At 63.4% G+C, this 20,580-nt stretch carries 16 protein-coding genes; 10 read left to right on the top strand and 6 right to left on the bottom strand.

Annotated elements, in window-relative coordinates; translation table 11 throughout:
• Positions 1–35: 35 nt before the first annotated feature.
• The 5 genes from HUK72_RS04860 (at position 36) to HUK72_RS04840 (ending at position 5,592) form a co-directional block, all read left to right on the top strand.
• Positions 36–1,976 carry a heme lyase CcmF/NrfE family subunit gene (locus tag HUK72_RS04860; protein ID WP_176595780.1) on the top strand — a complete coding sequence of 647 codons (1,941 nt, stop codon included), beginning with the start codon at positions 36–38 and terminating at the stop codon, positions 1,974–1,976.
• Entirely contained in the window at positions 1,973–2,500 is a 528-nt protein-coding gene (locus HUK72_RS04855; protein ID WP_176595779.1) for a DsbE family thiol:disulfide interchange protein, read from the top strand. Before HUK72_RS04860 ends, HUK72_RS04855 begins: the two co-directional genes overlap by 4 nt.
• Positions 2,497–2,907 carry a cytochrome c-type biogenesis protein gene (locus HUK72_RS04850; protein ID WP_176595778.1) on the top strand — a complete coding sequence of 137 codons (411 nt, stop codon included), beginning with the start codon at positions 2,497–2,499 and terminating at the stop codon, positions 2,905–2,907. Before HUK72_RS04855 ends, HUK72_RS04850 begins: the two co-directional genes overlap by 4 nt.
• Positions 2,904–3,539: a cytochrome C biosynthesis protein gene (locus HUK72_RS04845; protein ID WP_176595777.1), complete on the top strand. Its 636-nt coding sequence runs from the start codon at positions 2,904–2,906 to the stop codon at positions 3,537–3,539. The genes HUK72_RS04850 and HUK72_RS04845 overlap by 4 nt, the downstream gene beginning before the upstream one ends.
• 124 nt (positions 3,540–3,663) lie before the next feature.
• Positions 3,664–5,592, top strand: a complete 1,929-nt coding sequence (locus tag HUK72_RS04840) for a potassium transporter Kup (protein WP_176595776.1) — start codon at positions 3,664–3,666, stop codon at positions 5,590–5,592.
• A gap of 50 nt (positions 5,593–5,642) precedes the next feature.
• Here HUK72_RS04840 and HUK72_RS04835 read toward each other — a convergent pair whose 3' ends face one another.
• Entirely contained in the window at positions 5,643–6,107 is a 465-nt protein-coding gene (locus tag HUK72_RS04835; protein WP_176595775.1) for an Hsp20 family protein, read from the bottom strand.
• A 482-nt stretch (positions 6,108–6,589) separates the two neighbouring features.
• Between HUK72_RS04835 and HUK72_RS04830 the strand changes: the two genes are divergently transcribed.
• On the top strand, positions 6,590–7,840 hold the full coding sequence (locus HUK72_RS04830) for a lipoprotein-releasing ABC transporter permease subunit (RefSeq protein WP_176595774.1): 1,251 nt from the start codon (positions 6,590–6,592) through the stop codon (positions 7,838–7,840).
• On the top strand, positions 7,833–8,522 hold the full coding sequence (locus HUK72_RS04825) for an ABC transporter ATP-binding protein (RefSeq protein WP_176595773.1): 690 nt from the start codon (positions 7,833–7,835) through the stop codon (positions 8,520–8,522). Before HUK72_RS04830 ends, HUK72_RS04825 begins: the two co-directional genes overlap by 8 nt.
• Here the strand turns inward: HUK72_RS04825 and HUK72_RS04820 are convergent.
• Positions 8,508–10,316, bottom strand: a complete 1,809-nt coding sequence (locus tag HUK72_RS04820) for a diguanylate cyclase (protein ID WP_176595772.1) — start codon at positions 10,314–10,316, stop codon at positions 8,508–8,510. The two genes, HUK72_RS04825 and HUK72_RS04820, sit on opposite strands and share 15 nt — an antisense overlap.
• A gap of 128 nt (positions 10,317–10,444) precedes the next feature.
• Between HUK72_RS04820 and dnaE the strand changes: the two genes are divergently transcribed.
• Complete coding sequence (gene dnaE, locus HUK72_RS04815) at positions 10,445–13,981, top strand: DNA polymerase III subunit alpha (protein WP_176595771.1); 3,537 nt, start codon at positions 10,445–10,447, stop codon at positions 13,979–13,981.
• 88 nt (positions 13,982–14,069) lie between these two features.
• Here dnaE and HUK72_RS04810 read toward each other — a convergent pair whose 3' ends face one another.
• Positions 14,070–15,137: a PA0069 family radical SAM protein gene (locus tag HUK72_RS04810; protein ID WP_176595770.1), complete on the bottom strand. Its 1,068-nt coding sequence runs from the start codon at positions 15,135–15,137 to the stop codon at positions 14,070–14,072.
• Positions 15,138–15,220: 83 nt separating this feature from the next.
• Here HUK72_RS04810 and HUK72_RS04805 point away from each other — a divergent pair, with 83 nt between their 5' ends.
• On the top strand, positions 15,221–15,730 hold the full coding sequence (locus HUK72_RS04805) for a YbjN domain-containing protein (RefSeq protein ID WP_176595769.1): 510 nt from the start codon (positions 15,221–15,223) through the stop codon (positions 15,728–15,730).
• An 8-nt stretch (positions 15,731–15,738) separates the two neighbouring features.
• On the opposite strand, the gene moaB is transcribed toward HUK72_RS04805, so the two are convergent.
• The 3 genes from moaB to HUK72_RS04790 are packed head-to-tail and all read right to left on the bottom strand — an operon-like array spanning position 15,739 to position 18,781.
• A complete protein-coding gene (moaB, locus tag HUK72_RS04800) occupies positions 15,739–16,266 on the bottom strand; it encodes a molybdenum cofactor biosynthesis protein B (RefSeq protein WP_176595768.1) in 528 nt (175 codons plus the stop codon).
• Entirely contained in the window at positions 16,266–18,068 is a 1,803-nt protein-coding gene (locus HUK72_RS04795) for a lytic transglycosylase domain-containing protein (protein ID WP_176595767.1), read from the bottom strand. The genes moaB and HUK72_RS04795 overlap by 1 nt, the downstream gene beginning before the upstream one ends.
• On the bottom strand, positions 18,065–18,781 hold the full coding sequence (locus HUK72_RS04790) for a uracil-DNA glycosylase family protein (protein WP_255325614.1): 717 nt from the start codon (positions 18,779–18,781) through the stop codon (positions 18,065–18,067). Before HUK72_RS04790 ends, HUK72_RS04795 begins: the two co-directional genes overlap by 4 nt.
• Positions 18,782–18,909: 128 nt before the next feature.
• On the opposite strand from HUK72_RS04790, the gene HUK72_RS04785 reads away from it, so the two are divergent.
• Positions 18,910–20,562 carry an electron transfer flavoprotein-ubiquinone oxidoreductase gene (locus tag HUK72_RS04785; protein WP_176595766.1) on the top strand — a complete coding sequence of 551 codons (1,653 nt, stop codon included), beginning with the start codon at positions 18,910–18,912 and terminating at the stop codon, positions 20,560–20,562.
• Positions 20,563–20,580: the final 18 nt, after the last annotated feature.

Here is a 20,580-nt window from a genome sequence, read left to right as displayed (position 1 = left end):
CAGGGGCAACAAGCGTTTGAGGCGGGATTGGCAGCATGATCGCTGAAGCCGGCCTTGCCGCATTATGGCTCGCGGCATCTTTGGCGCTGCTTCAGCTTGCTTTGGCGGCTATCGGCCTGGCGGGCGGCAAGAGCGAATTGCTGGGCGCGATCCGCCCCGTGGCTGTGGCGCAGGGGGTATTGACCGCTCTGGCCTTTGCCCTGCTGATCACGCTGTTTCTGCGGTCCGACATGTCGGTCCTGCTGGTCGCCACCAACAGCCATTCGATGAAGCCGTGGCTCTACAAATTCGCTGGCACCTGGGGCAATCACGAAGGGTCGATGCTGCTCTGGGTGACGGTGATGGGCGTCGCCGGTTCGGCCGTCGCCTTGTTCGAGCGGGCTTTGCGGCGTGAAACCCATATGGCGACGCTGGGCGGGCAGGCGGCGATCAGCCTCGGTTTCTACGCCTTCCTGCTGTTCGCCTCCAATCCCTTCGCGCGGATCGATCCGCCAGCAGCGGATGGGCAGGGGCTCAATCCGCTGTTGCAGGACCCCGGTCTCGCCTTCCACCCACCGACGCTTTATCTGGGCTATGTCGGCCTGTCCGTCGCCTTTTCCTTTGCTGTCGGTGCGCTGCTGACCCGGCAGGTGGACGCCGCCTTCGCCCGCGCCATGCGGCCCTGGGTGCTGGGCGCATGGATATTGCTGACGCTCGGTATCACGGCGGGCAGCTATTGGGCCTATTATGAGCTGGGTTGGGGCGGCTGGTGGTTCTGGGACCCGGTCGAAAATGCCTCGCTCATGCCCTGGCTGGCGGCGACGGCGCTGCTGCATAGCGTGACCGTGCTGGCCACCCGCGACGCCCTGCGCGCCTGGACGGTGATGCTGGCGGTGGTCGCCTTCTCCATGTCGATGGTTGGCACCTTCCTTGTCCGGTCGGGTATCTTGACCAGCGTCCATGCTTTCGCCGTCGATCCGGAGCGCGGGACTTTCATTCTGGCGCTGCTCGGCATCTATATCGGCGGGGCGCTGGCGCTGTTCGGCTGGCGCGTGGGCGCGGTTCGCGAAGGCGCGCCGTTCGAGCTAGTCAGCCGGGAAACCATGCTGGTCGTCAACAATCTGCTGCTCACGGTGATTCTGGGTCTGGTGCTGATCGGCACGCTCTATCCGCTGCTGACCGAAGCCTTCGGTCATAAGGTATCCGTGGGCGCGCCCTATTTCGACCGCATCGCAGGCCCGATCGCGCTGGCGCTGATGATCGTGATGATCCTGGGGCCGCTGACCCGCTGGCGGCGGGATCGGATACGGGAAGTGACCCGGCGCATGGCGGTCCCGCTGACGGTCGGAGGATTGGTTTTCCTGACGCTGGCGGCATTGGCCTGGGGCCGGATCGGGATATTGCCCTTCCTTGGCCTGGTGATCGCGTTGGCGGTCGCGGTGGGCAGCGTCGCGCCGCTCTGGAAGCGCAACCTGCGCCGGACGCCGCTCTTCACCTGGGGCATGGTGATCGCTCATCTCGGCTGTGCCGTCAGCTTGGCCGGCATGGCCTGCGATTCGGCCTTCACAGTGGAGAAGCTGGTAACCGCTCGCCCCGGCGACACGGTGGAGACGGCGGGCTGGACGCTCCGTTTCAAGCAGATTTTGCCGATCGCGGGTGACAACTGGACCGCGCTCCAGGCCGATATGGAAGCGAGCCGCGACGGGGGCGAGCCAGTCCTGATACACCCGCAATCGCGTTTCTTCGCTTCTCCGCCAACGACCACGACCGAGGCAGCCTTGCTGACGCGGTGGAACGGGCAGCTTTATGTCGTGCTGGGGCAGGAGGCGGATGAAGGCCGCTGGCAGCTCCGCGTCTGGTGGAAGCCGTTCGTGACGCTAATCTGGTTCGGCGGCTTCCTGATCGCGCTGGGCGGCGCGCTGGCGCTTGTCGGGCGGGAGCGGCGCGGCTGGCTGCTCAAATGGCGTGCGCGAAAGGCCGTGGAGGCCCTCGCATGAGGAAGCTGCTCATCTGGTTGCCGCTGGCGCTGTTCCTCGGCTTTTTCGGGCTGTTCGCGAGCGGCTTGTTGCGTCCCGACGACCGGATCATCAGCTCGAAACTGGTGGGCAAGGCGCTGCCTGCCTTTGTCCTGCCTGCCGCCGCGAGCGATCGGCCGCCGCTGACCAGCGCCGAACTCGCGACCGGCAAGCCGCGCCTGCTCAACATCTTCGCAAGCTGGTGCTTGCCCTGCGCCGCCGAAGCGCCGCAATTGCTGGCGCTCAAGCAGGCGGGTGTGGAAATCGACGCCATCGCCATCCGCGATGCGCGGCCCGATGTCGACGCCTTCCTCAAGCGCTACGGCAATCCCTATTCCCGCATCGGCCTGGATGCGCGGAGCGAAGTACAGATCGCGCTGGGTTCGTCCGGCGTTCCCGAAAGCTTCATCATCGATGGAAAGGGCCGCATCGCCTACCAGCATGTGGGCGACATTCGCGAGGATGACGTGCCGATGATCCTCAAGCGGCTAAGGAACGCGCAATGAGGATGCTGATCGCCCTGCTCGCGCTGATGCTGAGCGCCCCCGTCCTTGCGCAGTCCGCCTTGCCGCCCGCGCCCTATGCCGACCGCCAGATCGAAGACCCGGCGCTGGAGAAAAAGGCGCGGACGTTGATGGAGACGATCCGCTGCCTCACCTGCCAGAGCCAGTCGATAGCCGACAGCAATGCCAGCATGGCCGGCGACCTGCGTTCCCAGATCCGCGAACGCATCATCGCGGGCGAGCAGCCCGAACATATCCGCGCCTGGCTGATCGAACGCTATGGCGATTGGGTGAGCTATGAGCCGACGGCCGAACCGATCCTCTGGCCGCTCTGGGCTGCGCCGCTGGTGCTTCTGGGGCTTGGGCTGCTGTTGCTGCGCGGGCGGATCAAGCGGAGGAGGCGGTCATGACGGGTTGGATCATCGCCTCCATATCGGTGATTTTCGTGAGCGCGGGACTGGTCTTGATCGGCCGGATACCTCGCCCGGCGTGGGAAATCACGGCGGCGGCCCTGCTGCTGGGCCTTGCCGGCTACGCATGGCAGGGGAAACCCGGATTGGCGGGCGCGCCCCGGCAGGCCGCCGACAAAGGCGGCGCGGATTTCGACGAGAAGCTTGCCGAACAGCGTCGGGGCCTTGCCGAACGCTATGGCAAGGCGGGCCAGTGGCTGATGCTGTCCGATGGCCTCGGGCGGCAGGGGAAGACCAAGGAAGCGGCGAATGTCCTGCTGTCGGGTCTTCGCGAAACGCCCGACGATCCCAATTTGTGGCTGGGATTCGGCAATGCGCTGGTCGCGCATGCGGGCGGGGTGCTGTCTCCGTCGGCCGATTTCGCCTATCGCCGGGCGATGGCGATCGATCCGGAAGGTCCGGCGCCGCGCTATTTCTACGGGCTGGCACTTGCCCGCGCGGGACAGCTTAAGGAAGCCCGCTCTCTCTGGGCGCCGCTTGCCGCCAGCGCGCCCGAAGGCAGCGAGGTCAAGAAGGAACTCGAAAGCAACATTGCGCGTATCGATGCCATGCTGGGGTCTGAGGGGCGATAAGCGATCATTGCCTCCACCCTGGAGCCATGATAGGGCGCGGCGGTTTGCGGGGGCTATGGAATGACAAAATGGGCCGCTTCCCCGTTCGGGTGTCCAAAGATCATGACAATTCGGCATTTTCTCCATGGCTGACGAGATCACCGCCGGCGCCACTCGCGCCGATGAGGAAAGCGCCCATGAACACGGCCATGCAGGACAGAAGGCGACGCTGAAGCTGGTTGTCGGCGCGATCGGCATCGTCTTCGGGGACATCGGCACCAGTCCACTCTACGCATTTCGCGAAACCTTCGCCGGACATCATCATCTGGACTTGGACCCCGATCATATATTGGGCGTCATCAGCCTGATGTTCTGGTCGATGATGCTGGTCGTGACCCTCAAATATGTCACCGTCATCATGCGCGCCGACAATAAGGGGGAGGGCGGCAGCCTGGCCCTGCTGGCGCTGATCAACGGCCAGACCAAGACGCAGCGATGGTCGCGGGGAATCGTGCTGCTGGGCGTGTTCGCGACATCGCTTTTCTACGGCGACTCGATGATCACGCCCGCAGTTTCCGTGCTGTCGGCGGTAGAGGGGCTAGCGGTCTATAACAGCAGCCTTGCGCCGTTGATCCTGCCTGCCGCTATCGTCATATTGCTGGGCCTGTTCTGGATACAGGGATTGGGGACCAATCGCGTCGCTTCGTTGTTCGGCCCGATCATGCTGTTCTACTTCGTGACGATCGCGGTTTTGGGCATCATCAGCATCGCCAAGACGCCGGGCATACTCTACGCGTTCAACCCCTATTGGGCCGTCATGTTCTTCGTGACCGACCCGCTGCCCGCCTTTCTCGCTTTGGGCGCGGTCGTGCTGGCGGTGACGGGCGCCGAAGCGCTCTATGCCGATATGGGGCATTTCGGACGCAGCCCGATCCGGGTGTCCTGGCTGACCTTCGTCCTGCCCGCGCTGATGATGAATTATATGGGGCAGGGCGCGCTGCTGTTTCGCGAGGGCGCTGCGGCCCTGCACAGCCCCTTTTACTATCTGGCGCCGCAATGGGCGCAACTGCCGCTGGTCGGCCTTGCCACGCTGGCTGCGATCATCGCCAGCCAGGCGGTGATTTCCGGCGCTTTCTCCGTGACGCAGCAGGCGATCCAGCTTGGCTTCATGCCGCGCCTGCGGATCGCGCATACCAGTGCGTCGACCGCAGGCCAGATCTACATCCCCCTGATCAACTGGGGACTGATGGTCATGGTGATCCTGCTGGTGCTGGTGTTCCAGACCTCGTCGAACCTGACCGCAGCCTATGGCATCGCCGTCACGGGCGCGATGTTCATCGACAATGTGCTGCTCACCGTGCTGCTTTACCGTCTGTGGAAGTGGCGCTGGTATTATTCCGCGCCCTTGCTGTCGGTGCTGTTCCTGGTGGATGGCGCCTATCTGGCCGCCAATCTCACGAAGGTGCCCGCTGGCGGCTGGTTCCCGCTGCTGATCGGCTTCGTGATCTTCACGCTGCTCACCACCTGGTCGCGGGGACGCCGGCTGGTGCAGGACCGGCTGCGGGAAGCGGCCATGCCGATTCCGGTGTTCGTCGCATCGGCGGCGAACAGCGCCGTCCGCGTGCCGGGCACGGCGGTTTTCATGACCTCGACCCCCGATGGCGTTCCACATGCGCTGCTGCACAATCTCAAGCACAACAAGGTGCTGCATGAGCGCGTCATCCTGTTGACCGTCAAGATTAAGGATGTGCCGGTGGTCGAGGATGACGGACGTTGCAGGCTGGAGGATCTGGGCCGGGGCTTCTTCCGCCTGGTCCTGCAATATGGCTTCATGCAGGAGCCTGACGTTCCGGCCGCGCTCAAGAATGTGACAGGCTGCGGCCAGGCGTTCAGGATGATGGACACCAGCTTCTTCCTTGCCCGGCAGACATTGCTGCCGTCCGCGAAGCCGGGCATGCCGCTGTGGCGGGAGAAGATCTTCGCCTGGATGCTTCGCAACGCGGAAAGCGCGATGGAATTCTTCCGCCTGCCGACCAATCGCGTCGTCGAACTGGGCAGTCAGGTCGAAATCTGACGAAAAGGGGCGCGGCTGGCCAGCCGCGCCCCATTCTCATTCAGGACGGATCAGGCCGCGTTGCGATCGCCGTTGATCTCGACGAGCTGGCCGCCGTTGATGGCGATCTTCTTCGGCTTCATCGCTTCCGGAATTTCGCGCACCAGTTCGATCGTCAGCAGGCCGTCGGCCAGATCGGCCTTTTCGACCCGCACGAAATCAGCGAGTTCGAAGCGGCGCTCGAAACTGCGGTTGGCGATGCCGACATGCAGGAAGCGTGCCCGGTCGCCGCCCTGCGCCTCTTCCTTCCGCCCGGTCACCTGGAGCAGGTTCTGCTGGGCCGTGATCTCGATTTCATCCGTGCGGAAGCCCGCAACGGCCAGCGTGACGCGATAACGATCCTCGGAAATCCGCTCGATGTTGAAGGGGGGATAATTGTCGCCTTGCTGCAACCGGGCGTTATTTTCGATCAGGTCGAAGAGACGGTCGAAACCCACGGTGGAACGGCGATAGGGGGTCAGGTCAAAACCACGCATTGTCATAATCTCCCAAAGAGCAAAATGAACATGCCGGACCCAGAACACGGCATCCGGCGTAACATGTCCAACCCCTGATGGCGGCCGGACGCGTTCGATATGGTTTGGTGGAAGTGCGTTTCAAGAGGGCGCCTAAACGCGAATTTGGATGTCGATAGAGGCCCAATAGAAAAGTACCCGGGCCGTGCTGCCACGACCCGGGTACTAATGGACGATTGCTCGTCTCCCCCTTGGCCTGCCTCAACCGCTTCTTAGCCCCCTAAGCTCGAAACGGGATGCAGTATCCCTGAACCACGGCCATTTACCTGTGCTTCGGAGCCTGTGCTATGGGCAGAGCAGGCTGCTGTCACGGCCTATTTCCGGGGCCTGTGATTTTCCCCGGACGGCTGTGTCCCCCATGCAACAATCCGGCAATGCTTGCCGTTGGTCGAGAGCATGCTAGACGGACTGCCTGTCCCTATCGAGAGGCCGTCCGCGCCGTCATGATTCTATCCCGATACGAACGCATGATTGCCAAGCGCTACCTGCTGCCCGGCAAGGGGGAGGGCTTTATCTTCCTCGTCGCGGGCATCAGCCTGGTGGCGGTGATGCTGGGGGTGGCGGCGCTCATCATCGTGATGAGCGTGATGAACGGCTTCCGCGCGGAGCTGTTCGACAAGATCGTCGGCCTGAACGGCCATGCGGTGGTCCAGGGCTATGGCGGGCGGCTGCCGGACTGGAAGGCGGTGCTGAAGGAGGCGAAGGCGACGCCCGGCGTCACCAGCGCCACGCCGCTGATCGAGCAGCCCCTGCTGGGCAGCTTTCAGGGCCGGGTGGAAGCGGTGCTGGTGCGCGGCATGACCGTGAACGACATCCGCACCAATGCGACCCTGAAGGCGAAGGTCGTCGCCGGCAGCTTGAGCGCCCTTTCGCCCAACAGCGGCAAGGTGGCGATCGGCTCGCGCCTGGCGGAAAATCTGGGCATCCAACTGGGCGACAGCATCACCATCATCAATCCGGCGGGCCGTTCGACGCCTTTTGGAACGGTGCCACGGCAGGTCTCCTATCAGGTCGCCGCCATTTTCGAAGTCGGCATCTACGATTACGACAAGGCGTTCGTCGTCATGCCGATGGAGGACGCCCAGACCCTGCTGCTGCTGGGCGACGTCGTCGGCATGATAGAGGTCGAGACGGTGAACGCGGACCAGGTGGCCGCCATATTGGAACCGCTGGCCGGCAAGGTTGCGGGACGCGCCATCGTCACCGACTGGCGCCAGATGAACGCGTCCCTGTTCGAAGCGCTGGCGGTGGAACGGGTGGCGATGTTCGTGGTGCTCTCGATCATCGTGCTGGTGGCGGTGTTCAACATCCTTTCGTCGCTGATCATGCTGGTGCGCGCGAAGACCCGGGACATCGCGATCTTGCGGACCATGGGGGCGAGCCGTGTCGGATTGGTCAAGATCTTCATGACCGTCGGCGTCACGATCGGCACGTTGGGCATGGCGGCGGGCATGGTGCTGGGCTTCACCTTCCTGTTCTTCCGCCAGAGCGTGGTGAACGCCATCCAGTTCCTGACCGGGCAAAATCTGTGGGACCCCTCGATCCGCTTCCTCACCGAATTGCCCGCTAAACCGGATCCGATAGAGATCGCCATCATCTGCCTGATGGCGCTCATCTTCAGCTTCCTTGCGACGCTCTATCCCGCGTTCAAGGCCGCCAATACCGATCCCGTGCAGGTGCTGCGCTATGAATGACATATTGAAGGTCGGCGGCCTCAAACGCAGCTTCACCCAGGGCGGCGTCACCATAGAGGTGCTGCGCGGCGTCGATCTGTCCGTTGCGCCGGGGGAGATCGTGGCGCTGCTTGGCCCCTCGGGTTCGGGGAAATCGACGCTGCTTCAGGCCGTCGGCCTGCTGGAAGGCGGGTTTGACGGGTCGATCCGCATCGCGGGCGAGGAAGCGGCGAAGCTCGACAATGACGGGCGCACGCGATTGCGGCGGGACGCGCTGGGCTTCGTCTACCAGTTCCACCACTTGCTCCCCGACTTCAACGCGGTGGAGAATGTCATATTGCCGCAGGTGATCCGCGATGCGGACATGGCGACGGCCCGCGCCCGTGCCGAATCCCTGTTGGGGTCGCTGGGCCTTGGCCATCGCCTCGAACACCGGCCAAGCCAGCTTTCCGGCGGCGAGCAGCAACGCGTGGCCGTGGCGCGGGCGCTCGCCAACCGGCCCGCTCTGGTTCTGGCGGACGAGCCGACCGGCAATCTGGACGAGCGGACCGCCGATGTGGTGCTGGCCGAGTTCCTGCGCCTGGTGCGGGAGGAAGGCTCAGCCGCTCTTGTGGCGACGCATAATGAACGGCTGGCGCAGAAGATGGACCGGGTGGTCCGTCTTCACGAAGGACTGCTGGAGGACGCCTCAGGCCAGATGTGACGCCGCATCCCGGACCGTTGCGATGACGATCTGATTGCGACCCTGGCTTTTCGCCCGAAGCAGCGCGGCATCGGCTGTCCGGACCAGCGTCTCCGCCCGCCCATGGTCGGGGAAGACCGCCAGCCCGAAGGAGGCGGTGATCGGCCCCAATTCCTCGCCCCGATGCTCGACGCGCAGCTCCTGCAATTTCTGCTGCACCTGAATGGCCCGGTCGATCGCCTGATCCTGCGCGAAACCGGGCATCAGCAGCACGAACTCCTCGCCGCCCAGGCGGAAAGCGCAATCCTTTTCGCGCAGCGCTTCGTTCAGCACGGCGCCTACGGCGCGCAGCACCGCATCGCCCGCATCATGGCCATGGGTGTCGTTGAACCGCTTGAAATGGTCGATGTCGACCATCAGGCAGGCCAACGGCGCCAGCGTGCTTTCCGCATGAACCACCTGCTCCCTGAACACCGTGTCGAAACGGCGGCGGTTGGCAAGGCCGGTCAGCGGGTCGGCCATCGCCATCTGCCGCAGCACGTCCCGCAACCGCAGATTGGCGAGTGCGAGGCTGATATTCTCGGCCAGCATCTCCAGATATTTCTCGGTGCGGCTGATCTGGTCGGCGGTGCCATCCTCCGGCTGCTCGACATAGAGCAGGCCGATGCTCTCGCCCTGCGCCGTCAGGGGGATGCAGATTGTGGCGGCGGGGGCGGTGCCGGTCAGATGCTCGCAGGGAATGTCCACCAGTTCGCCGGTCGGCTTGTGAATCTGCCCGCGCCGCAGCGCCCAACAAGCTGCCGGCGCGAATTCCTCGCCCGATTGCCGGGGCGACAGCCAGTCGCAGGCCTGCGCCATTACATTGCGACGGCTGTCGTGAATATAGAGCCGCCCCGCGAAGCCGGGCGCGATTTCCGGCGCGAAACGCCGAACCACCTCAACCAGATCGCTTATGCTGTCGCATCCTTGCAGGCGCTGGGTCATGCGCGAAAGCTGGTCGCGCGTAATCCTGTCCGCATCCCGTTCCTGCTCCAGCCTTTGCCTTTCCAGGCCGTTTTCCCGGAAGATGCGGATGGCCTGGGCCATGTCGCCAATTTCGTCCACCTGGGGAAAGTCGGGCGGAACGGCGGCGAAATCCTGTGCGGCCAGCCGCGTCACGACATCGCTCAGCCGCACCACCGGGCGCAGGATGCGCTGCTTCAGGATGAAATAGAGGACGCACAGGAACAGCAGGGCGGTCGCACCCAGCATGATTTCCGACATGAAGCGCCATTGCCGCGCCGCTTCGGTGGCCTGCCGGACGGTGTTTTCCGTCCGCTGGTCCAGCATATATTGGAACTTGCCGATCTGGGCGGCGACGCGGTCGAGTTCCCGGCCATATTCGTCACCGAACACTATCTTGCGCGCGGTTTCCAGGTCGTTCTTTTCGGCTGCCTGAATGGCGGCTTCCTGTTCGTCGGTCAGCCCATCGGCCCAATGCAGGCCTTGTTGCAGCGCCGCGAGTTCGCTTACGCTGGCTCCCCGGTCGCGTAGATGGACGATCCTCTGCTCGACGGAATGGAGCGCCGCCTTCTCCCGGCGATAGGCGATGACATGCGAAGGATCGCCTGTAATCACATAGGCCCGCGCCTGTTCGGTCTGGCGGTAAGTGTCCTCCTCCAGCGTGGCGGTCATCTGATCGAAAAGGGCGCGCTGTTCGACGGCGGCCCGTTCCCTTTCTTCCGCGCTGGACGCCATCAGCATGACGGCGCCAGAGGCCAGCGTCAGGGCTACGGTGGCGCCATAGGCATAGTTTGTGATGGTGGATAAGCGCATAATCCCCTCAAGCTAGGCCTTAATTGTTGGAGAGACGTTAACCGCCGGTCGCGGACGGCGCAATTTCATCCACGACTTTCTTGGCCAGGGGGCTGGTGCCGAATCGGCGCTGGTGCCTAGATAAGCGCATGCCTCATGCCGGTTTCGTCCCCCTTCGCGTTTTTTCATCCTTCACCATGCTGGAAGGGGCGATCGACCCCAAGAAGATCGCGAAACAGGCCAAGGCGCTGGGTTTCCCGGCAGCGGCCATTACGGACCGCAACGGGCTTTACGGGTCCATGGCCTTTTCCGACGCTTGCAAGGGGGAGGGGGTGCAGCCGGTCATCGGCGCGATGGTGGGCATAGCCCGGCCCGACCGCCCGGCCAATGCGGCGCCGGTGCATGACTGGATCGCCCTCTACGCGCAGGATGCGGTGGGCTATGACAATCTTTGCGCGCTGGTTTCAATGGCGCATCTGGACCGCCCGGTCGAGGAAGTGCCGCATATCAGCCTGGCTATGCTGGAAGGGCGAACCGATGGCCTGATCGCCCTGACCGCCGGGGGAGAGGGGGCGTTGGCGCGGCTGTTCGCGGAGGACCAGCCTGTTGCGGCGCTCGCATATGCCAAGCGGCTGGAAGCGCTGTTTCCCGGTCGGCTTTACATCGAAATCTGCCGCCGTCTCGACCCGATCGAGGGGAAGGCGGAGCCGGAATTGCTCGACCTCGCCTATGCGCGCGACCTGCCGCTGGTGGCGACCAATCCCACCTGCTTTGCAGAGCCGCATTTCCATGAGGCGCATGACGTGATGCTCTGCATTGCCGACAGCGCCTATGTCGAAACGCCCGACCGGCGGACCAGCTCGCCCGACGCCTGGATGAAACCGGCGGCGGAAATGAAGCGGCTGTTTGAGGATTTGCCCGAAGCGCTCGCCAATACGCTGGTGGTGGCGCAACGCTGCGCCGTGGCCGCGCCGAAGCGCAAACCCATCCTGCCCAGTCTCGCCGGAGACATCGAGGGCGAGGCGATGATGCTGCGCGAACAGGCGGCGGACGGGCTGGAAGCGCGATTGGCCAAGGCGGGCATCACGGATGAGGAAGCGCGCAAGCCCTATTTCGACCGGTTGAAGTTCGAAACCGACATCATCATTCAGATGGGCTTTCCCGGTTACTTCCTGATCGTTGCCGACTTCATCAAATGGGCGAAGGATCACGACATTCCGGTGGGGCCGGGTCGTGGTTCGGGCGCGGGATCGGTCGTCGCCTGGGCGCTGACGATCACCGATCTCGACCCGCTGCAACTGGGGCTGCTGTTCGAACGCTTCCTGAACCCGGAACGCGTTTCCATGCCGGACTTCGACATCGACTTTTGCGAAACCCGGCGCGGCGAGGTGATCCGTTACGTCCAGCAGAAATATGGCGCGGATCATGTCGCGCAGATCATCACCTTCGGTAAGCTGAAGGCACGCGCGGTGCTTAAGGATACGGGCCGCGTGTTGCAGATGAGCTATGGTCAGGTCGACCGCCTCGCCAAGCTTGTGCCCAACCATCCGACCGATCCCTGGACGCTGGAACGGTCCCTGAACGGCGTGGCTGAGTTCCGAGCGGAATATGACAATGACGGGCAGGTCAAGCGTTTGATCGACTATGCGATGAAGCTGGAGGGCTTTCCGCGCCACAGTTCCACCCATGCCGCGGGCGTGGTGATCGGGGACAGGCCGCTGTCGCAACTGGTGCCGCTCTATCGCGATCCCCGGTCCGATATGCCGGTGACGCAGTTCGACATGAAATATGTCGAGGGCGCGGGGCTGGTGAAGTTCGACTTCCTTGGCCTCAAGACGCTGTCGGTGTTGCAGAAGGCGGTGCAATTGCTCGCCGGGCGGGGTGTGGAGATTGATCTCAACAGCGTTGGGTGGGACGATCCAGCGGTCTACGAACTGCTCCAGCGCGGCGACACGGTGGGCGTGTTCCAGTTGGAATCGGAAGGCATGCGCAAGACGCTGGCCGCCGTGCGTCCGACCAATTTCGGGGACATCATCGCGCTGGTGTCGCTCTACCGCCCCGGCCCGATGGACAATATACCGATGTTCGGGCGTCGCAAGAACGGGCAGGAAGATATTGAATATCCTCACATTCTCCTGAAACCGATACTTGAAGAGACCTATGGCATCTTCGTCTATCAGGAACAGGTGATGCAGGCCGCCCAGATATTGGCGGGCTATTCGCTGGGCGATGCCGACCTTCTTCGCCGCGCCATGGGCAAGAAGATCAAGGCGGAGATGGACGCCCAGCGCGCCCGCTTCGTGGAGGGCTGCGCGAAGAGCGACATTGCGGCCGGCAAGGCGAATGATCTGTTCGACTTGATCGACAAGTTCGCGGGCTATGGCTTCAACAAATCGCACGCTGCTGCCTATGCGTTGCTGGCTTATCAGACGGCGTGGCTGAAGGCGCATTATCCGGCGGAGTTCTATGCCGCGTCCATGGCCTTCGATATTCACCTGACCGACAAGCTGACGGTGTTCGTGGACGATATGCGCCGCATGGGATTGAGCTGTCTGGCACCGGACATCAATCGCAGTCTGGCGGATTTCTCGGTTGAGGCGATAGAGGAGGAAGGCGACGATCCGCGCCTTGGTTTTGCCGTGCGCTATGCCTTGGGCGGCCTGAAGGGCGTGGGCGAAAAGGCGATGGAGCAACTGGTTGCCGAGCGCGAGGTGGGAGGGCCCTTCAAGTCGCTGGACGATTTTGCCGACCGTATCGAACCGCGTCTGCTCAACCGGCGGCAGTTGGAAAGCCTGGCGGCGGCAGGCGCATTTGACGGCGTGCATGCCGACCGGGCGGGCGTTCATGCGGCGGCTGAAACGATCCTCAGTGTGGCCTCCAGCGCTGCCGAGGCGCGGGAAAGCGGGCAGGGCGGACTGTTCGGGGATGTCGAGACGCCGCATGCCGATGTCCGCATTCCGCCGCATCAGACCTGGTCGACGGCGGATCGGATGGCGCAGGAAAAGGACGCCTTCGGTTTCTATTTTTCCGCGCATCCGGTTGATCGCTACCGGCATCTGGCCGAAGCGCGGGGCGCGAAAAGCTATGGCGCCATTTGCGCTGAGCCGGTGGCCGAGGGCGGCCGGGCCAATGGCGTGATGGCGGCCATGGTCGAGGATGTGCGCTGGCGCGAAACCAAGCGTGGTGCGCGTTACGCCGCCGCCACCTTCTCCGACAGCAGCGGACAGTTTCAGGCGAGCTGCTTCGATGAGGACGCCTGCAAGGCGATAGAGGAAATGGCTCGCGAGGGCGATTGCGCCCTGCTGATGGTAGAACTGGATCGCTTGCCGGGCGAGGAAACGCCACGGGTGACGATCCGGGGGGTCGAGCCGTTCCGGCAACTGGCCAACAGTTCCCGCATGGAATTGATCGTCGATGCGAGCGATGCGGCGGCGGTTGGAGCGCTGGCGCAGCTATTGGAGCGCGCCAAGGGAGGACGCAGCGAAGTGTTCCTGCGGGTGCCGGTGGGCGCTGGCAGGGCGGCGCGCCTGTTCCTGGGCGACGATTATCTGATTGGCGCGGATCAAGTGGACAGCATTGCAACGGTCCCAGGGCTGCGCATCGGCTCGTTCGAACGGATGGAAGCCAAGGCGGACGGCTATCGCGCCCGTAACCGGCGGTCGGGCCTGCGGTTGGTGGCGGGCTGACCTGCCTTCTGTTCGGGCTTCGAGCGGTCCATAATCCGCCATGTTCCTGCCTCCGCAGGAACATGGCATGCTCGATCTTTAAAACTGCCTAGAAGAGCATCATCTGGTCACCTTCCGGCCTGCGGAACAGATCGGTGCGCAGCGTCACCCGCTCGCCGGTAAAGCCCGCCCGTTTGCGCGCCTTCTGGAAACGGGCGCGGATCAGGTCGGCCCAAACCCCTTTACCGCGCATCCGGCTGCCGAAATTCGGGTCATTGTCCCGACCTCCCCGAATATTGTGGATGATCGCCATCACCTTGGACGCCCGGTCCGGATAATGTTCCTCCAACCAGGCACGGAATAAAGGAGCGACTTCGTGCGGCAGGCGGACGGGAATAAAGCTCGCGTTCCGCGCTCCGGCCGATGCGACGCGAGCGACGAGCGCTTCTATTTCATGGTCCGTAATGGCGGGGATCACAGGCGATATGCTCGCCACCACCGGCACCCCTGCCTGCGACAAGAGGCGGATCGCCTCTATGCGGCGCAGCGGGTGCGGCGCGCGCGGTTCCAGCGTCCGGGCCGTCGCCGGATCGAGCGACGTGACCGAAATCATCACTGCGACCAGCCTTTCCGCCGCCATGGAGGCCAGCAGGTCGATGTCGCGCAATATGCGGTCCGACTTGGTCGTGATATAGACCGGATGACGGCATTCCCACAATATTTCAAGGCATTGCCGCGTGATCTTCCAATCCCGCTCGATCGGTTGATAGGGGTCGGTATTGGTCCCCATGGCGATCGGAGACACCAGATGGGACTTGCTGGAAAGCTCTTTGCGCAGCAGCGCGGCTGCATTGGGCTTGGCGAACAGGCGGGTTTCGAAATCGATGCCGGGAGACAGATCGTGATAGGCGTGGGTGGGACGCGCGAAACAATAGATGCAGCCATGTTCGCATCCCCGATAGGCGTTGATCGACTGACTGAAGGCGATGTCAGGAGAATTGTTGCGGCTGATGATCGTGCGGGGCTGCTCGACCGTGACCTCCGTGCGCCGTCTGGGCGGCGCGCCGTCAATCTCCGCCAAGGCGTCAAGCCAATCGCCGTCCGCGATCCGTTCAGGCAGGTTGAAGCGGCGGCTCTCGCCGTTCAATGTCGCGCCTCTGCCCTTTTCCGCAGCCATGTCCGTACTAGAACATAAAGAGAACATATTGACAAGGGGTTCCGGCCAAGGCACTTACCAGGCGCAGAAAACAGGGGGATGTCATGCGGAAGATCGCCGTTATCGCTGGCTTGTGGATCGGGGCGTTGGCCTTGCCAGGCTGGGCCGCGGATACCGAACCCTGCGGCGCCAATCTGGTATGCGCAAGCGATCCGCAAAGCGTGGTTCAGGCTTTGCAGGCCGAAGGATATAAGGCCGCCCTGGGCAAGAGCAGCCAGACGGGCAATCCGAAGATTGAGAGCGCCGCCAGCGGCTATAATTACACGATCTATTTCTATGAATGCGAGCAAGGGCGCCAGTGCGGCTCCCTGCAGTTTCAGGTGAGCTTTGAGGATGATGGCGGCAACACGCCAGAGCTCGCCAATAAATGGAACAAGGACAAAAGGTTCGCGCAGATGTCCGTTTGGGACGATCGGTCGTTGGCCCTGGCCTATGATGTGACGACGGTGGGCGGGCTTAACCGGAAGAATTTCGCGGACGTGGTCGACTGGTGGGCGGTGATGCTTGGAGAAGCCGGGAAATTCTTCAAGGACAACCCGGCGCCTGCCAAATAATCACCGGTTCAGCGTTCGGTCAAACGCGGCATCAATTCCACGAAATTGCAGGGCCGGAAACGGCTGTCGAGCTGGCTGACGAGGATGCCGTCCCATGCGTCCCTCACCGCTCCGGTCGATCCGGGCAGCGCGAAGATATAGGTGCCCCGCGCGACGCAGGCTGTGGCGCGCGACTGGATCGTCGATGTGCCGATGGTCTGATAGCTGAGCCAGCGGAACAGTTCACCAAAGCCAGGAATTTCCTTGTCCTGCACCTGCGCCAACGCCTCGGGCGTGACGTCCCGCCCGGTGACTCCGGTTCCGCCGGTGGTGAGGACGCAGTCGATCTGCGGATCGTCGATCCAGGCATGAAGGCGGGCCACGATGGCGGCGCGCTCATCCCTTTCGATATGGCGGGCCGCCAGGATATGGCCAGCCGCCGCGATGCGTTCGGCCAGGATGTCGCCCGATCGGTCGTCGGCCGCCGTGCGGCTGTCCGACACGGTCAGCAGGGCAATGCGTACCGGCAGAAACGGGCGGCTTTCGTCAATCGGCATCAGTCGGAACCGCCCGCAATGCTGGCGCTGACATTCGCGCTGGCGATCGGCGTCCTCGGCGTCAGGCGCACCAGACGCGTGCCCTTGGCTCCCGGGAAAGTAGGCCACAGCCCTTGGGCCATGCCGGCCAGCGAGTCCGCGCTGCCCTTCGCCTGGATCTGATACATCCAGTAATTGCGCATCACGATGTTCACATAGGCGCGGGTCTCATAATAGGGCAGCGATTCGATGAACAGCAGCGGATCGCCATTATCCTTCACTTCGCTGTTCCAGCGCTCGACCGGCAGGGGACCGGCATTATAGGCGGCCATCACCTTGGGCAGCAGCCCGCCGGTCGCGCTCATGTCGCGCAGATTTTCGAGATAGCGCTGGCCATATTCCATATTGGTCGACGGCACGAACAACTGGTCGGACGCGGCAAGCCCCATCAGATTGCCGGTGCTGGGCAGCACCTGCATCAGACCGCGTGCGCCGGCGCTGCTGACGACATCCCGGCGGAAACCCGATTCCTGGAGCGTATGGGCATAGATCAGCGCGGGGTCGACGCGCCATCCGCCGTCTGGGCGCCAATTGGGCGCGGGAAAGCGCGCGAAGCTGCCCGGCTGCTTGCCCGCCGGACCGTTATGGGCAAGCCAGAGCTGCGTTTCCGGCAGGCTCAGCGCACCGGCCAGGCGAAGCAGGGCATCATATTGCCCGGTTCCGCCGATCTTCGCCTGATAGCGAAGCATCTGGTCGGCCCGCGCATTTTCACCGATCGCGGACAGGGTAATGGCCGCCCGCACATTGGGGCTGTCCTTGAGTTGCTGCCATTCCATGGCGCCGAAGCGCGGCGTGGCCGACGCGCCCCCCAACGGTACCGCCAGCGTTTCACGCGCCAGCAGGCCATAAAAGCTTTCGTCCGAACGGGCGGCGGTCTTCAGCAGGGCTTCGACCTTTTCGGGCTCTCCGCACACCATATAGGCTCTGGCCGCCCAATAGGCGCCCGCAGCGCGCATATCGCTATTGCCTGCAAGCGCCGCGACATTGCCGAAGGCGGGCGCGGCGGCGCGGCAGTCATTCTGGCGCCAGGCGGCAAGACCGGTCGTCCAATGAGCCTGAACCGCCCAGTCGCCGCCGCTGCGGCTTTCCAGCGCTCGTGCCGCCATGCGCCGGGCATTGGCGTCGTCGCTTTCGATATAATAGGCCCAGGCGACGCGCTGCCGCACTTCGGTCAGACCGTCCGGCGTCAGGCCCGCTTCGCCGGTGAGGAGCAGGGATTCGGCACCGGCCGGGTCATCATTTTTGATGAAGGGCTGGATTTGGCCGACCAGATTTTGAGCCAAGGCGTCGGTCTTGACCGCCGGCACATATTCGCGGCGCGGCGCGCTGCCCAGCCATACCATCTTCTGCACCTGCGGCAGCGTCGGCAAGATGGTCGCGCCACGCTTTTGCGCCAGCCGGGAAAGCTGATCCGCCTTGTCGAGCCATGGCGCCTTGTTGATCAGGTCGAGCAGTTCGAACAGTTCGACCTTGGGCGAATTCTTGCCCAGATAAAGCTCTGCCAGAGCGACCGGGCGGAAGGCGTCCTGCGCATCCAGCGCGGCGATCATCGCCTTGGCGTCCGTCCACTTCTGGTCGCGCAAAGCCATGTAAATGGCGCTGTAGCGGCTTCTCTCGGCATCGCTCAATTGGAGCGGGGACGAAGAAAAGTCCCTGGAAATGGCGGGAACGGGAATGGCCGTATCGGCGTTTACGGGTATGGTTGCCAATGCGGCGACGGCAGTGGCGGCCAGGCAGGCCGAACGGGTTACGGCGCGAATCACTCGGGCATTTCCTCAATCAAACCTTGTAAAACACGCCAACATTCCGCCTTTGCTGCGGGTTGGCCAAGCAACAAACGCGGATGAAATGTGGCGAAGACGGGTAAAGTGCCGCCATCATGGTTAAAAATCGGTGAACCTGTTTCTTCCGCCGGCAGCAGGGTGCGGATGGTCCTGTCGCCCAGCAACAATAATCGACGCGGCGCGGCAAGCATCACATGGGTGCGCATTCGCGCGGCGGCTGCCGTCAGGTCGGATGCCTCGACCATGGCTCCTGGTGGGCGGGACAGGAAAAGCGAGGCCAGGTGAATATCCGCACGCTTCAGGCCGATCGCCCGCAGCATGGCGTCGAATAGCTGCCCCGCGCGATCGCTGAGCAAGGCTCCCGCGCCCACGTCCGCGGGATCGGGCACGTCGGTGATCACCATAAGGGATGCGTTGGTCGGACCTTGCGGCAGGATCATGGCGCCTGGCCACCGCCGTTCCGGCTGCGCCGCATTCTCGGCAAGCCAGGTCAGGAAAGCTTCATAGGAAGCAGGTTTGGCCTGGGCCGGGCTGTCGTCGGGGACCGAAATCGCCGGCGGGGCGGGCGCCTGAACCGGGCGCAGCCAATCGACCGGCTCTTCACCGACCGCGCAATCCACGCCGGCCAGATTCCACCACCCCATATAGGCGTTGGCGGCCTCCGCCGAATTTTCCAGCAATAATCCCCGCATTGATTGTCTTGGGCCAGAGGTTGACGCCGTGGTCAAGTTTCTTCATCGCCCTCTGTGTCAAAACGTTTGGGTAGCGCGGCGACCGGATTGGGGAGGAAAACCGACGGCGCCCGCAAGATGGAGGGACTATGAGCGAACGGGATTCGATGCCCTATGACATCGTCATCGTCGGCGGAGGACCGGCGGGACTGTCATCGGCAATCCGGTTGAAGCAGTTGGCGAACGAGGCCGGACAGGAATTGTCGGTTTGCGTGCTGGAGAAGGGTTCGGAAGTCGGCGCGCACATATTGTCCGGCGCGGTGGTCGATCCGAAGGCGCTGGACGAGCTGTTCCCGGACTGGCGCGACATGGGCTGCCCGATGGCGGAAGTGCCGGTGACCGACAATCAGCACTGGTTCCTGACCAAAGGCGGCAAACAGGCGATGCCGCACATCATGACGCCGGGCTGGATGCACAATAAGGGCACCTATACCGGATCGCTGGGCAATCTGTGCCGCTGGTTGGCGGAGCAGGCTGAGGGGCTGGGCGTGGAGATTTTCCCCGGCTTCGCGGCGGCGGAAATCCTCTACAATGAGGACGGTTCGGTAAAGGGCGTCGCGACCGGCGACATGGGCATCGACCGTGAAGGCAATCGCAAGCCCGATTATCAGCCCGGCCTTGAACTGCACGCCCGCTATACCTTCTTCGCGGAGGGCGCGCGCGGCCACCTGACCAAGATCCTGAAGCGCCAGTTCGCGCTGGATGCCGACAGCGAGCCGCAGGTCTACGGCATCGGTATGAAGGAATTGTGGGACATCGATCCCGCCAAGCACAAGCCGGGCCTGGTGATCCATACCCAGGGCTGGCCGCTGACCGATGCCTATGGCGGCGGTTTCCTCTATCATCAGGCCAATGGCCAGGTGGCGCTGGGCTTCGTCGTGGGGCTGGGCTACCGCAATCCCTATCTTTATCCGTTCGAGGAATTCCAGCGCTGGAAGCAGCATCCGGAAATCCGCAAATATCTGGAGGGCGGCCGTCGCGTGTCCTATGGCGCGCGCGCGATCAACGAGGGCGGCTGGCAGTCGATCCCGAAGCTCGCTTTCCCCGGCGGCGCGCTGATCGGCTGTTCGGCAGGCTTCGTCAACGTGCCGCGCATCAAGGGCACGCACACCGCGATGAAGTCGGGCATGCTGGCGGCGGAATCGGCCTTTGCGGCCATCCGCGCCGAGCGGTCGAGCGATGTGCTGGACGATTATGAACCCACGCTGCGGTCGAGCTGGATCGCGACCGAATTGCAGCTTGTGAAGAATGCCGAACCGCTGCTCAGCAAGTTTGGCAACACCATCGGCACGGTGCTGGCCGGGATCGACATGTGGATGCGCACGCTCAAGATCGGCCTGCCGTTCACGATGAAGCACAAGCCCGATTGCGAGAAGCTGTGGACCAAGGACCACGCCAGGAAGATCGATTATCCCAAGCCCGACGGCGTGATCAGCTTCGACCGCCTGTCCTCGGTGTTCCTGAGCAACACCAATCATGAGGAGGATCAGCCGGTCCATCTGCAACTGAAGGATCCGGAAATCCCGATTTCCTACAACCTGCCCCTTTATGACGAGCCGGCGCAACGCTATTGTCCGGCGGGCGTCTATGAGGTGGTCGGGCTGGACGAGGGCAATCCCCGCTTCCAGATCAACGCGCAGAATTGCGTCCACTGCAAGACGTGCGACATCAAGGACCCGACCCAGAACATCAACTGGGTCGTGCCAGAAGGCGGTGGAGGGCCGAACTATCCGAACATGTAGGCGCCTACCTCAACAGGC

It is taken from the genome of Sphingobium sp. 15-1, from assembly GCF_013375535.1.
GTDB lineage: Bacteria > Pseudomonadota > Alphaproteobacteria > Sphingomonadales > Sphingomonadaceae > Sphingobium > Sphingobium aromaticivastans.
Note: the sequence above shows the minus strand (reverse complement) of the source record. Positions and strands in the feature narration are given on the sequence as shown.

What these genes read in the sequence shown, in the direction of transcription:
- HUK72_RS04860 (WP_176595780.1), top strand. Translation starts at nt 36, where the DNA reads ATGATCGCTGAAGCCGGCCTTGCCGCATTATGGCTCGCGGCATCTTTG.
- HUK72_RS04785 (WP_176595766.1), top strand. Translation starts at nt 18,910, where the DNA reads ATGAGCGAACGGGATTCGATGCCCTATGACATCGTCATCGTCGGCGGA.
- HUK72_RS04855 (WP_176595779.1), top strand. Translation starts at nt 1,973, where the DNA reads ATGAGGAAGCTGCTCATCTGGTTGCCGCTGGCGCTGTTCCTCGGCTTT.
- moaB (WP_176595768.1), bottom strand. Translation starts at nt 16,266, where the DNA reads ATGCCGATTGACGAAAGCCGCCCGTTTCTGCCGGTACGCATTGCCCTG.
- HUK72_RS04825 (WP_176595773.1), top strand. Translation starts at nt 7,833, where the DNA reads ATGAATGACATATTGAAGGTCGGCGGCCTCAAACGCAGCTTCACCCAG.
- HUK72_RS04830 (WP_176595774.1), top strand. Translation starts at nt 6,590, where the DNA reads ATGATTCTATCCCGATACGAACGCATGATTGCCAAGCGCTACCTGCTG.
- HUK72_RS04835 (WP_176595775.1), bottom strand. Translation starts at nt 6,107, where the DNA reads ATGCGTGGTTTTGACCTGACCCCCTATCGCCGTTCCACCGTGGGTTTC.
- HUK72_RS04840 (WP_176595776.1), top strand. Translation starts at nt 3,664, where the DNA reads ATGGCTGACGAGATCACCGCCGGCGCCACTCGCGCCGATGAGGAAAGC.
- HUK72_RS04790 (WP_255325614.1), bottom strand. Translation starts at nt 18,781, where the DNA reads ATGCGGGGATTATTGCTGGAAAATTCGGCGGAGGCCGCCAACGCCTAT.
- HUK72_RS04805 (WP_176595769.1), top strand. Translation starts at nt 15,221, where the DNA reads ATGCGGAAGATCGCCGTTATCGCTGGCTTGTGGATCGGGGCGTTGGCC.
- dnaE (WP_176595771.1), top strand. Translation starts at nt 10,445, where the DNA reads ATGCCTCATGCCGGTTTCGTCCCCCTTCGCGTTTTTTCATCCTTCACC.
- HUK72_RS04845 (WP_176595777.1), top strand. Translation starts at nt 2,904, where the DNA reads ATGACGGGTTGGATCATCGCCTCCATATCGGTGATTTTCGTGAGCGCG.
- HUK72_RS04850 (WP_176595778.1), top strand. Translation starts at nt 2,497, where the DNA reads ATGAGGATGCTGATCGCCCTGCTCGCGCTGATGCTGAGCGCCCCCGTC.
- HUK72_RS04820 (WP_176595772.1), bottom strand. Translation starts at nt 10,316, where the DNA reads ATGCGCTTATCCACCATCACAAACTATGCCTATGGCGCCACCGTAGCC.
- HUK72_RS04810 (WP_176595770.1), bottom strand. Translation starts at nt 15,137, where the DNA reads ATGGCTGCGGAAAAGGGCAGAGGCGCGACATTGAACGGCGAGAGCCGC.